Origin of the sequence: Nitrosospira briensis C-128 (genome assembly GCF_000619905.2) — a bacterium.
In the GTDB taxonomy this organism is placed as follows: Bacteria; Pseudomonadota; Gammaproteobacteria; order Burkholderiales; family Nitrosomonadaceae; genus Nitrosospira; species Nitrosospira briensis.
Genome location: NZ_CP012371.1, coordinates 2,261,893 through 2,275,057 on the forward strand (window position 1 = coordinate 2,261,893; position 13,165 = coordinate 2,275,057).

The 13,165-nt window shown below is 47.0% G+C and carries 10 protein-coding genes; 3 read left to right on the forward strand and 7 right to left on the reverse strand.

What is annotated here, in order from left to right; all coding sequences use genetic code 11:
* Positions 1-72: 72 nt before the first annotated feature.
* The 7 genes from wecB to F822_RS10255 all read right to left on the reverse strand — a co-directional run bounded on the left by wecB (position 73) and on the right by F822_RS10255 (position 11,436).
* Positions 73-1,182: a non-hydrolyzing UDP-N-acetylglucosamine 2-epimerase gene (gene wecB, locus F822_RS10225; protein ID WP_025041716.1), complete on the reverse strand. Its 1,110-nt coding sequence runs from the start codon at positions 1,180-1,182 to the stop codon at positions 73-75.
* Between the two features lie 44 nt (positions 1,183-1,226).
* Positions 1,227-2,237, reverse strand: coding sequence for a glycosyltransferase family 2 protein (locus F822_RS10230; protein ID WP_025041715.1), 1,011 nt, complete (start codon positions 2,235-2,237; stop codon positions 1,227-1,229).
* Positions 2,238-2,270: 33 nt separating this feature from the next.
* The gene (locus F822_RS10235; protein WP_156304392.1) at positions 2,271-2,837 is read right to left on the reverse strand and encodes a glycosyltransferase family protein; all 567 of its coding nucleotides are present in this window, start codon (positions 2,835-2,837) and stop codon (positions 2,271-2,273) included.
* Positions 2,838-3,031: 194 nt separating this feature from the next.
* Positions 3,032-4,468, reverse strand: coding sequence for a glycosyltransferase (locus F822_RS10240; protein WP_156304393.1), 1,437 nt, complete (start codon positions 4,466-4,468; stop codon positions 3,032-3,034).
* Positions 4,469-4,684: 216 nt separating this feature from the next.
* Entirely contained in the window at positions 4,685-8,968 is a 4,284-nt protein-coding gene (locus tag F822_RS10245; protein ID WP_025041712.1) for a rhamnosyltransferase WsaF family glycosyltransferase, read from the reverse strand.
* Between the two features lie 193 nt (positions 8,969-9,161).
* On the reverse strand, positions 9,162-10,625 hold the full coding sequence (locus tag F822_RS10250; protein WP_025041711.1) for an ABC transporter ATP-binding protein: 1,464 nt from the start codon (positions 10,623-10,625) through the stop codon (positions 9,162-9,164).
* The gene (locus F822_RS10255; RefSeq protein WP_025041710.1) at positions 10,615-11,436 is read right to left on the reverse strand and encodes an ABC transporter permease; all 822 of its coding nucleotides are present in this window, start codon (positions 11,434-11,436) and stop codon (positions 10,615-10,617) included. Before F822_RS10255 ends, F822_RS10250 begins: the two co-directional genes overlap by 11 nt.
* 756 nt (positions 11,437-12,192) lie before the next feature.
* Between F822_RS10255 and hemP the strand changes: the two genes are divergently transcribed.
* Genes hemP through bfr form a run of 3 tightly spaced genes read left to right on the forward strand, consistent with a single transcriptional unit; the run spans position 12,193 to position 13,107 of the window.
* The gene (hemP, locus tag F822_RS10260; RefSeq protein ID WP_025041709.1) at positions 12,193-12,378 is read left to right on the forward strand and encodes a hemin uptake protein HemP; all 186 of its coding nucleotides are present in this window, start codon (positions 12,193-12,195) and stop codon (positions 12,376-12,378) included.
* A 28-nt stretch (positions 12,379-12,406) separates the two neighbouring features.
* On the forward strand, positions 12,407-12,646 hold the full coding sequence (locus F822_RS14910) for a bacterioferritin-associated ferredoxin (protein WP_082204633.1): 240 nt from the start codon (positions 12,407-12,409) through the stop codon (positions 12,644-12,646).
* Entirely contained in the window at positions 12,643-13,107 is a 465-nt protein-coding gene (bfr, locus tag F822_RS10265) for a bacterioferritin (RefSeq protein WP_025041708.1), read from the forward strand. The genes F822_RS14910 and bfr overlap by 4 nt, the downstream gene beginning before the upstream one ends.
* The last annotated feature ends 58 nt before the right edge of the window (positions 13,108-13,165 follow it).

Sequence of the window (13,165 nt, forward strand, 5' to 3'; positions counted from 1 at the left end):
ACGAATGAAAATATCGGACGAGCTCGTGCGGTCGCTGGGAAAAACTACTCCACGGGACGGGAGAGAGATAAATCAGCCGCATGTCGCGAAATAGTCACGCAACACCAAGGCGATGCGGCCCGCTGCCTTGCCATCTCCATAAGGCGAGATGCCGCGAGCCATTTTTTTATAAGCCATCTCGTCATCCAGCAAATGTTGCGTTACAGCCGTGATTTCTTCGAAATCCGAGCCCACCAACCGCACCACGCCCTTCTGGACAGCTTCGGGTCGTTCCGTCTCGCGGCGCAGCACCAGTACTGGCTTACTCAAAGCAGGGGCTTCTTCCTGTATTCCCCCTGAATCACTCAGAATCAGGTAGGCCTGTTTCATGGCTGCGACGAACGACGAATAGTCCAGTGGTTCGCAAAGCGTAATCCTTGGATGATTACCTAAAACTTCAGAAGCTATATTATATATATTTGGGTTCGGATGCACCGGGTACAACACCTGCACGTCCTCATTGCGCTCCGCCAGTGCCAGAATGGCGCGGCAAATTTCCTTGAAAGGTTCGCCAAAATTTTCCCTTCGATGTGCCGTCACTAGAATCAAGCGCCGGGCGGGGTCGAGGACGAAGGGAAGGGAAGCGTCACGTTCAGCAACACTTAGCAGTGCGTCGATCACTGTGTTGCCCGTTACGAATATGTTTTCGTCTGCGATACTTTCTTTTAACAGGTTCTGCCTGGCACTTTCCGTAGGTACAAAATGCCACTTCGTCAATCTTCCTGTCACCACTCGATTCATTTCCTCAGGAAATGGATTCGCCATATCACCTGTACGCAAGCCTGCTTCAACGTGTCCAAACGGAATCTTGTGATAGAAACAGGCAAGAGCAACGGTCATTACCGTGGTTGTATCGCCTTGAGCAAGCACAGCATCAGGTTTTTCGGCTAGAAGCACATTGTCGAGATTGAGCAACAGGCGTGCGGTGAGAGTTGTCAGTGCCTGATTAGGGCGCATGATATCAAGATCGAAGTCGGGCTTGATATCAAAAATGTGCAAGACCTGATCCAGGAGATGCCGATGCTGAGCGGTTGCCAGAACTCTGCATTCGATGTTGGAATTTTTTTTTAGCGCCTGAATGATCGGGGCCATTTTGATGGCTTCGGGGCGGGTACCTACAGCGCAAAGAATTTTGTAGGTCATTTTTTTTCTTCTTGGAATTACAAGATCCCGCGATTTAACGACAATCAGCCCTGAACTGCGCCAGCCGTCTTCTCTTGCTCAATAAGCGCCTCCATCGGCTTGTTGAGACTTTCTTTCTTTTCCACGATTCCTTTTACCTTGCATGCCTTGAATGCTGCCCAGTACGCACGGTAGAGCAGGCCGCGTGTTTCTTCATCCAAGCCCAAGCCGGTGGCCAGCTTCAGATTGGCCATTGAGTCAAGATGACGGGCTGATCTAATGATAGCTTCAAAGTGGCCACCGATAACCGCCCAATTTTGTTCCGAGTCGGCCGTTCCCGCCCACTGCTGAATTTCAGATGCAGGATGGATCTGGCTACAAACATAGCTCGACGCCCCCTGGCGCTCAAGGCGGTGGCAGAAAGCATCGAAATCGATCTTCCTTATCGTGTAGGATACGGCGTTCTTGTTGTAAATAACCTGCAATCCCAGCTTGGAAAGCCGGTAACCCAATTCGATATCCTCAGCGCCGAATCGGAAAACCGGATTGAACACGCCGAACTCCAGTAACAGGGAGCGTTTACAAGAAGAACGTCCGCCCCAGAAATAAGTGTAATCCAAAGCATCACCATGCTTTAGCGATGGATAAGAGAACAAGAAGCAGCCGATCTCAGTAACGAAATGCATGAGCGGGTTTCCGCTGATGTCCGGCCTAAGCCCGGTATATCCGAGTACCGCGAAGTGCTCAGCAGGAAATTCGGTGTGTGTTTTGACATGCTCTTCCAGCAAGGTTTCCGCCGCAATGTCATCATCGTCGAGAAAAAGCACCACATCACCCCGGCAGGCAAACAGACCATGATTTTTGGCGCTGGCTAACCCGGCGTTGCGTTGATAAGCGTAGCGAAGAGGGAGCTTTGCAGCATAAGACGCCGCCACCACCTCTGTATCGTCGATAGACCCATCATTTATTATTACAACCTCGAAATCGCGTGCAGGCAGCGTCTGTCTGCAGAGGCTATCCAGCACCTTATCCAGTAAGGTTGCCCGATTGTACGTGCAAATTACTACACTCAGCATCGGCTGACCAAAGCATGGCAGGCGAACAGCAGCTTATCCGACATAAGATTCCAATATAAAAAAGGCGTCTTTTTTTGACAGATGCGGTCGTTCTGCAAGGTACTTGTTCATGTGCTTCGCGTTAGCCCCATGGTCGTAATACGCTACAGGTTTGCGAAAGTTGTGTGCGACCGGTACAGCATCGACTATGCCCATTCTAAGGCCGTGTTTTTCCGCCTGTACCGGCCATACAAAATCATTACCCCAACCCATCGGGCTGGCTTCGTCAAATGGCAAAAAATAATCAAATGCGCTCCGATGGAGCGAAAACAGAGGCCCGATTTCAACGAAACGCGTCCTTCGAGCATCGATACCATCAAGCTGTTCCACGAAGCAATGATCAATATAGCTATCATGCGTCCGCGCTGGCTGGGCCAAGGCGAGATCATAGCGGGAGACCAGGGCAAGGTAGCGATCCAAAAAACCAGGCGGCAACTCGATGTCATCATCGCTCACGATGACATACTCAAAGTTGCATAAATCAGTTTTCTCGAGCAGCTGGTTCAACAGTAAAAACTTCGGCGAAAACGTATCGGTAAGTTGCACGGTAACCGGCGCCATATTGGAATCCGGCTGACTCTTGCCTAGCGAAACCCATCGTTGTTCCACGTTCCAGTCGCGGCTTAGAGCAAGTTCTTGAGTAATCCGAAGCGCAAGATTCTCTTTATCCGCAAGATATATTCCGACTACTAATACTCGACGCACCGTCTGTTTCTGTAATTCATTGCTCATACAACGCCTATGGCTACTATGGGTCAGAGCGATTCGTTTGCCGAGCAAGCTGGAATCGCGGTATTGTTTTCGTGGCATTCACCCTGGCTGGATTCATCCTGTGTTCTAGCAAAGATGCGGATCATCCGCTCTCGGGCTGCCGCAAGTGAGTAATTGGTCGTTAAATGGATAAGCGATTCGGCAGAAAGCCTACGCCACAGCGCTTCATCATTGTAAAGTCGAATCACCATATCGGCGAAATCCTCTGGATTGTCGGCAATTAAAAGATGCTTTTCATGGCAAAGGTCCATTCCCTCCGCTCCAATCCGTGTGGCTACTGACGGCAGACCATGTGAGAGGCTATGACCCGCTTCGCTTTTCATGCCTGTGCCAAAACGCAATGGCGCTACAAATATGCGGCAAGATTCAAAGTAGGGAGTGATATCAGGAACAGCTCCGAGTGGCTCCACATTGGTCGAGCGTAACGATTCGATCGAGGCGGATATATTGCTTCCGATTATATAAAAGACCAGATCCGGGATCTTTTCCGTGATTCGTGGAAAAATATCCTGGACGAAAAACGTTACGGCATCCTCGTCGGACTTGTGCCAGAAGTCGCCACTGAAAAGTAATCCCCTGCGTTGCCGGAAAGGTGTTTTTGGCGGAAGAATGTCGTATATGTTTGGCAGGACATTAACTTTAGCATCGGGTTGCTCTATGAGTAGGCGGGCTTTTTCCTCATCCGTAACGGCGAGTACCAAATCCGTACGGGCCGTATTGTAGAGTTCGACGCGCCGAAACTGGGTGATAGCATCGAGCAAGACGCGGTCGCCCGAAATCTGCATCTCACGCTCAAACCTTATCCAATGGAGATCAACAGCGTCATAGATGACCTTGGAATATAGCGCATATGCCCGCACATAAGGTAAATACCGAAAAGTGACTTCTGGCCCGGATAGCAGCACAAAATGATACTTACCTCCCGTTTGCTCCAAATGAGAGCGAGCTACATCAAATCCATGCAAAACGTTGATCCCATCTTTTTCCATCGCTGTTTGATGATGAGCTAGGTGTTTTTCAGAATCTGAAACAAAAGTGATACGAAAACCTATCTCTCGTAGCAGACAAAGGATCACGGATAAGCGTATGGAGCTCACTCTTTGGTCGGTACCAGCCAGCCATGAATCAACCACTAATACCCAAGGATCGCCGGGATCAAATTGCTTGGCACTTGCCGCTACTTGCTGTAGGGCTTCTCGAGTCGTGCCAGGCTTGCGGATATCTTTCTGTAGCATTCCCCAGGCATCAGGCTGCCGGAGGTAAATCTTCTTGATCCATTGTTTGATATGCCACGGCAATGGCAGATTCTTGTATGCCTGCCGCGACAGTTTATTGAACCAAATAGAGCGCGTAAATCTCCTCAGTTTCCAACCTTTCATCAGGATGTTTTTTGAATTAGAAAGTAAATACTTCCCTTCCAATGTTCGTTTCCCGTAAGGATATTGAAATGTAATGCAACACAACCACACTAGTAAATTGAGCCAGTAACGCGGCGAATATGGTCCTTGGTTACTTGATGCTGCTTGAGAGATCACTATTGAGGCTTCGAAATGCTATCGCAGCATAGGCAACTTCCGTCCTGCCTAATTTATTCCAAACTTCAGATCAATCTCCAGACTTTTCTTGAGTAGATATACTCATTTAGATGAAAGTACGGAATCGATAAAATCATTGAGAGATTGAGCCTGTGGGCCGGAATACAGCAATTCATTAAACGATTTCTTTCCTTTTGGCATGGTTAACGCCTCTTCAACTAGCTCCAGAAGATTCTCTCGAACAGGGTCATACGGTAGAATATTTTCCGAGATCTGTTTCAATAGATTGGCATCCCTACGTTCGAACACGTTCGTCACAGTAGGTATTCCAGATGCGGCAGCCTGAAAGGCTATAACGCCAGGGTGGGCAGAATAGATCAGTGACACGACCACGTCGCACGAAGAAATCAGTTGAATGTAATCTTTTTTCGGCAGCTTGTTAATTACATAGACTGGTGTTTCATTTATCTTATACGAGTAGCGAGTATCGACTGAGCCGACCATGAATATTTCATATCCGACATGTTTCCGGCAAAAATTCTGCACGGTTTCCATGATGGTTTGTGGAAGATTTCTCCGATGAAAAGCCTCTGGACGGAAATAAAAAAATAGGCGCTTCGTCTTTTCTGGCGGCACAACAAAAGACTCAATTTTGGGGCTAGTAGTGAAAACATGCTGATGACGTAACAATTGCCTATCAACCAAAAAACTCCTCAGGAGCTCTGTAGATACAATAATATTATGCGAAGAGGCTATCGCTTTCTCAGCCTCTACATATTCTGCTCCGTAGGGAAAAAATCCAGACTCAAAATCCTGACAGTAATAAATTGTTCTGTCTGGATTATTGCAAATTTGCTTTGCTTTGGTGGAAAGTTGATTATTAAAGGCAATTATAAGGTCAGGTTGGTATTTAAGTCTGCCAAGTTCTCTTTCTTGAATTACCTCAATCCGGTCTGAGTATTGCTTTGTGAGACGGGGGTTGAATTCTTCACTTTCGACAGAAAGGACAATCTTTGAAAATTTCCCAAAAAGTGGACTGAAATCCTGAAAAAATGCTGTATAGCCCGCAAAGAAAAGGTCATCTTGTAAGTGAGAAAAAAATATTAATAGAAATGGCTCAGGGCTTCGCGGCAAACGGCTTAGATCAATGTTGGATTGTGGTAATGGACGAAGATGGATAGGCGCGTTAAAACCATCAGGAAAACTCGGCGAGATTGAAAACCGCCGCTTCAATTGATTGTCGCTCCAGATTCTCCCTTCATCTTGCCCTTTCAAGCAGTAATGTATGAAACCACAAGACAAAATACCGTTAGCTACATCTGCTGCTACGTCCAAGTTAGCATTAAGGTAAAAATCATCGTCAAAATCAATCAAGCTCTCTTTTTTTTCGATATGGAGCTTCAATTCATGCTGAAATTGCGAAAAGTCCAACATTTTATAATTGGACCTCTCGTAAACAAGCCGATCCATTTCTACTTTCCTACCAACTGAGCTGTATTTTGACGTTGTGAACGCTGATCTAAGGAGTCGAGACTTTCTGAATTTAAGAAGTTCGTATTGAGCGTCTTTAATAAAATTTAATAATTCGTTCCGATTTTGAACATCTTTGACCCTTTCTGTTCGTCCCATCAATGATGGCTGACCTACTTTCATCCAACGGTAGCCAGCACGCTCACACACGAAAAAATATAAGCGTTCAATTACATGACTTAGGGTTCCGTCTTCTTGATCGGCTTCACTTGGAAATTCGTCCAGGGAAAGTTGGTAGTCCAGCAAGGGCTTCAGCGCCGCCGATCTAGCCCAGAACATTGAGCCCGATGGAAAGTCCAGGCGTCCATTAAGCGATATCTTTATATCTAATTTGCGGGCAAACTTTTCTGCATTCTGGAAATTCCAGCCCCATCCGACAGAATGCCGAACCGCCTCGAAGTGCTGTGGGGCAACCATTCCAAGCTTAGGATCGCTTCTGAACAGCTCAAAAATGCTTTCCACGATTTTTTCGGAACCTAGGAGCGTTTCAAGCAGATAAGAGCGCCATCCGCACAACAGCTCGTAATGTGGGGATTTTTTTGTATGGATATGTAGAATGAATTCGTATTTATCATAGACGTCCCTGCATGCGATCAATTTCGGTGCTATATCTCGCCCTTGATTTGGAGCGACCCGAATCTCCTTCTCCCCTCGATTCCACTGCCGAAAGTGATTTTCAATTGTTGATCGCTTTTCTTGCGAATCAGTTGTGATAAATAAATCGAATGGAAACGGAATCCTCATAAGGTAGCGCTTAAATTCGTCAGCCATTTCCGTGTAATACATGTGACATATTACAGCTACGCCAGGTGCGGATTTCCAGTTATCTACGGGATAAGCTAAAGGAACAGCCAGGCAATAATCATCGGTGGGTGGTGCAAAGTGAGGTATCTCAACGGGAGTTATATCGCGCGCATTCCATTCACGCAGCTTTCTACCCAACTGCAATTTTCTCGTCCACCAAATTAGTTTGGCAGTGCGTCTACCAATCTTTCTCAAGACAGGCTTGTGGGTCAGCGCTCGACGAAGAGGGGATGTCATCCTCCAAGCCGTGCTATTTTCTATAGCTGTAACGCGTGCGTTGATTCGGAGATGAGCTTGGCTAATGGTGGCTATCTGTCTGTCGCGTTCGAATATGGTTTGCTCAAGGTCGGCAATTTGCTCATCGAGACCACTCACAGAGTTAGCTGGCAACGGCTGTTCCGGCCATTGGTCTAAAAATTCTTGAGATGCGCGTCCGGTCACCTGTTGATAAACAGCGGACTCCAATTTGATGAACCGCCGAAAATCTTCGTCTGTCAGAGGGTATCCCGCAGCCTCTAAAGCGGATTTAACAAAACTGCCTCGTGAAAAGGTTTGCCTTGTCGAATTAGCGGCAAAACATACTGATTCTATTATTGGCAATAAGGAGCGAAGCAGCAGCCATCCAAGTTCAATGTCTCCATTCATCGACCATTCCGCATCTATGACAACAGGTTGCCCAGTATGACGGATGATAATATTCTGAGGCGTAATATCAAAAAAATCGGCGGGCAACTTATCAGTTAAGTGTGACACGCAAGCTCCATACCCTTTTTGCTCAGCAATGATGGAAAGCATACTAATATAGCGTTGAATAAATGCCCCCACCTCTCCAATTGACCATCCGTCTCGGGTAACTATTTTTACAAACTCCAGAGATAGCGCTGTACCCTTTGTATACGCTGCTTTTTGCGGGTATCTGAATTGGATAATTTGGTCTGCCGTATCACAACGTTTGCTGCTCAACATATGATAATTAACTGCTATCATATTTCCATCAGTATGCTCAAACACTGTTTCCTTACAATACTGGGGAGCTCTGTCAGTTGTATAGTGGTATCCCAGAACACCGGGCTTAACGAGCTGTTGGTGCGACGGCGATGCTACAACCAGGAAAGAATTGGCCATATCTAAAGCTAATCCATTCTTGAATACTTCGGGCCAAGCCAACTCAAGTGAAAAATTCGTGCTTGGTGGGAGTTGGAGGTCGCGCCTTGCGCTTTGCCATGCCAAGGCGGCACCATCAAAATTCGTGCTGGAAAGACCTTCTTTAGTCAAAATCGAAACGGGAAATTTATAATCCGGGAACGGAGCTAAAAATTCGACTGTAGCGAAGCCTGTATCTTCCAATAAGCCCGTAAGTATTGCTCGTCCAAAAGTTTGTGGTTGATCTGTTCTATAACGGCCCTCAATACCGTACATGGGCTGACCGAGGTGATCTTCGGGCGCACCGGCAAAATATTTCAGTCCCAACTGATTTTCGATAGCGATTATTAATTTACCCTCGGGTTTGAGCAGAGACTTAATGCGCTGGAGCATGGTGATCGCTGGTTTCTCGCCGGTTGTAAAGATATTGGCGTATTCGAGTACTCCGATGAGTGTGATCAAGTCAAATCGATGGTCACACTGAAACTGGTCAAATTTTTCCGCTAGCACGGTGACATTTTCGAGATCTCGCGTTCTGGAACGAGCAATTGCTGCACGGCGCGGGCTGCCCTCAAGGGCTAGAATGTTTGCACCACATTCCCCAAGATAGCGCGTGACTGCTCCGCAGCCCGCACCGATCTCTAGAATATCGCCTTTGAGTTCGGGAGCAAAAGGTCGCAGAATGTTGACGCGAGTGTTAAATAGATGATAGAGCGTTGGCCAATCGGTACAATGCTCCCGAAGCTCTGGAGATAAAACTGTAATATCGAATGCTTGATCGATTATCCCGGCAATACGTAGCTCGGCCTCGTCGCCATCACTGTACAAAATGCCGACATAACCTGGTCTTGACCAAATAGCGTTCTGTTCATCAAATACGTAAGTTGTCGTTAAAATTTGATTTTTCATCAAAATTTTTTTGAATTAGAAAGGAAACACTTCGTCTGTTTTTTACCCCATCACTGCCTCGAGGCCAATTTCAGATTCTGGAAAATGATAGATGCGATACAAGGTTTGAGGCCCGCCAGCTTGCCATATTCTGACGTCGGATCCAAAAAGCACGAATGTTGTTTTATGCAGTGTATCAAGCCTGAACTTAATACTAATGAGTGAGAATTGACATGCTGAGTCCTAGGTCAGCGAGACCGAGAAATTGATTGTGCGGCGGGACGACAAAATGTATTGAATCATAACGTCGATCACGCGGAATGATTTCTTCGTTTTCGCGGGTGGCAACGCCTAGCGAAATAAAATAATCGCCTGGCCCAAGTCCACATCTAAAATTGGACCTGGCGCGGATAACCGAGCCTTTTTTAAAAAATACTTTCAGGTCGGTGATATCAGCTATTTCTGAGTTAATGCCGGAAACTGCTACGCCATCCTTTGTTTTGATGGTGATGCCTAAAATGGGGCGTAATAGATCGCAATTAAATTTCACAGATACCGAAAGCGTGACAGTTTGCCCAGCAGTGATTGCTGAAGGATAGGTTTCATCGTCCGCGGCCAGATAGAAATCAAGAATAGATGCTGAGCCATCGCCCCAGCGATACTCATGCGGGTTATAACCTGCATGAGTTGCGAAGACGTCATGTGTATCGCTCAGTTGATATAAGGCTTCAGCTTTGATTTCTCCCTGTAGAGTTGTATTAGGCGGTTGAGCCGATGGAGAGTCAATGGCACGTTTTTCCTTGCCAAATAGCAGGTCCATGTAACGGTTTACCACCTGTCGTGGTTCACCTGTTTCAAGCTGTACGCCATCATTCAGCAGGATTGCAGAAGAACAATGCGTAACGATCTGTTCACTTGAGTGCGTGACGAGCAGAATACTTGTACCGTTATCTATCAATTGTTGCAGGCGTGCAAAACACTTGGCCTGAAATTTCGCATCACCAACAGATAGCGCCTCATCCACGATAAGAATGTCGGGTTCTACCTGTGCCTGTACGGCAAATGCAAGCCGCACAGACATACCGCTCGAGTAAGTCTTGACGGGTTGATCAATAAATCGTCCGATATCGGCAAATGACATGATGGCGTCAAGACGGTCATTGATTTCTTCTCTATTCAAGCCGAGCACAGCGCCGTTCATGTATATATTTTCGCGCCCGGTGAATTCGGGGTTAAAGCCAGAACCTAACTCCAGCAGGGCTGCGATACGGCCTTTCGTTTCCACACCCCCCCCGGTAGGCGCCAACGTACCGCAGATGATTTGCAATAGAGTGGATTTGCCCGATCCATTTCGCCCAACAATACCCACAGTTTCACCTTTTTTGACCTCAAGTGAAACGTCTTTGAGCGCCCAGAATTCCCGATAATATTGTTTAGGAGGATGGCCGATGAGTCGTTGTATGCGCGGGTATAGCGATTGCTTGAGGCGGTCATGCGGTTTGTCGTAAATCTGGTAGCACTTGGAAAGGTTGTGGACGCGGATAGCGATATCATTCGAATTTGAAACTGCGCTTTGGCCCTTACTGATTTTTTCGTTACCCTGTTGTTCTCTATTTTTTTTCTTCTCAAGGCGGGGTGAAATGCCAGCATTTTCGATGTTTTCAGCTTCAGAGAACATCTGCAAATCCTTTGCGTGTTTTCTGAAACCAGGCGAAACCTAACCAAGCAACCAGCATTCCGGTTGCTGTCAAGACACTCCATCGTCCGATGCTGGGCAGTTGACCCAAAACGAGCACTTTTCGCCCTTCCTCAATGATAAACGCGAGCGGATTAAGTTGTAGCCAGCTTTGATATTCGACTGGCAAGGCATTCAAAGGATAAAACACCGGAGAAAGAAATAATAATACAGTAGTGAACATACCGGTGATTTGTCCAACGTCGCGCACAAACACGCCAAAAGCTGCGAGAAACCACGCGAAACCCATTGCAATCAAAATCAGCGGAAACAGGACGAAAGGGAAAAGAATCGCCGTCCATGGTACCTGATGGCTAAGTATTAGCTGTGCAGCCAATAATACGCTAACGCTGATGGTAGTATGGAACAGCGCCGAACCAAAGGCGACCCATGGGAGTATTTCCAGCGGGAAGATTACTTTCTTTACGTAATTAACGTTGGATAGAATCAATGCAGGTGCACGGTTGACGCATTCCGCGAAAAGCCCGTGCACAATCAATCCGACGAAGAGAATAATGGCAAAATCAGATTTGCTTTCTTCCCCGCCTATCCCCCACCGTGCTTTAAATACGACCGAAAATACGAATGTATAAATCATCAGCATGAGCAAGGGATTGAAGAATGACCATGCAATGCCCATGACAGATCCCCGATAGCGCCCGATGACTTCGCGTTTGACCAGCGCGGCAATTAGCCCCCTATTTCGCCAGAGGCTTGCGGCCATTTCGCGCGGCAAGATGGAGAAATTCTGCATTCGGTTGGATGATAAAAGTTTGAATGCTACGGCGGGAACAAACTGAACGAAATAGACGGGCAGTATCAGTTATCTTGAGTTTAGCAACTCCAGCAGATTTTTTACCGCAATACACGGCATGACAGCGATTACGTTACTTAGCATAGCTAAACGCTGTATCCCAGCTTTCAGCATTTTTCAACATTACAGCAAACCGCAGATATCCATAGTGTTTCTGCCGCATCTTAATGTCACTATTTCAGTCAATTCGGAAAAACGGGCTAAAATTTGCCTGGCAGATACGCATGTAAACATGCGGACACAGCATAACACAAAATATTTTACACATTCAGGCTGACTCTCAGGCTTACGCGCCCACCGGCAGGCATCTCATTCCCGCTTTTAAGCTTTGAAGAAGTACCGGGCACGCCCATAAACTCGCGCCACATTCATTTTTCATTCATTGTAGAGTCGGTTGCCTAATGGCTTTTAGAGAAGGCATTCCATTTCGGTCTTCGAGAAAAGACGATGCTGCGTTCCGGATTCACGGTTGCGTGGAGATGGCGAAGCTACCGTTAACCTTCCACCTGGAACGAAGCATCTTATTGCACATTCGAGAGAAAGACGGCTCCAGTTATTCGGCTACCGCCGCGACACCAAGCCCAAGAATCCAGTCCAGAATAAATCCCTAAAATATTTTTATCCGCACTCTTGCATTTCGTTTAAAGTTGCATATAATACGAATCATTCTCATTAATAATTGCGGAAGCGGCCCAAATGGAAAAGTCACTTACAGTTCCGGAAATCAACGTCGATAAACAGAACTTCGTCTTGCTGGACCGCAACAGGCGCATCTTTAGCGATACCCTGTTTTCGCAGGGAGACGAGATATTTATCCAGCATCAGGGCGAACAATACCGGTTGCGGCGTACCCGTAACGGCAAGCTTATTTTAACCAAATAGTTGAATTAGTAGACTTTAGGCGCTCATCATGTATATTTGTGTATGCAAAGGTGTAACTGATACCGCAATCCGGGAAGCTGTCTCTCGAGGCGCCGACCGGATGCGGGACTTGAAGACCTGCCTGGGTGTGAGCGGGCAATGCGGAATATGTGCCTGCCATGCCAAGGAGGTGCTGGAAAAAGCACTGATGCAAAAAACCTTGTCGCAACATCATCTACACAAACCCACTCGTTTATACGAGATCTCGCCTGAGGAGGCATCAACATGAAAAGCAGCGCAGACATTATCCAGTGGCTCAACCGCCAACTGCAACACGAATTGACGGCCATCAATCAGTACTTCCTTCATGCCCGCATGTATAAAAACTGGGGTTTTGAAAGCCTGGGCAAAAAAGAATACGAAGAATCAATAGAGGAAATGAAGCATGCCGATGCATTGATCGAGCGTATCCTGTTTCTGGAAGGATTGCCCAATCTGCAAGAGCTCGGCAAGCTCCTGATCGGTGAAAAGGCTGAAGAATGCGTCGCTTGCGACCTCAGGCTCGAAATGACGTCTCGCGAGACTCTGCTGGCCGCCATCTCGGCTTCCGAAATGGCGAAGGATTATGTTTCGCGAGAGCTTTTTAAAGAAATCCTCGAAGACACCGAAGAGCATATCGACTGGCTGGAAACGCAGTTGGATGTAATGCAGAAGGTGGGCATACAGAACTGGCTGCAGAGCCAGATGTAAATTATCCGTGCCGCTGGGTTCTCCTACCCAGCGGCTTTAGCCAGCCAGTCCGTACAGG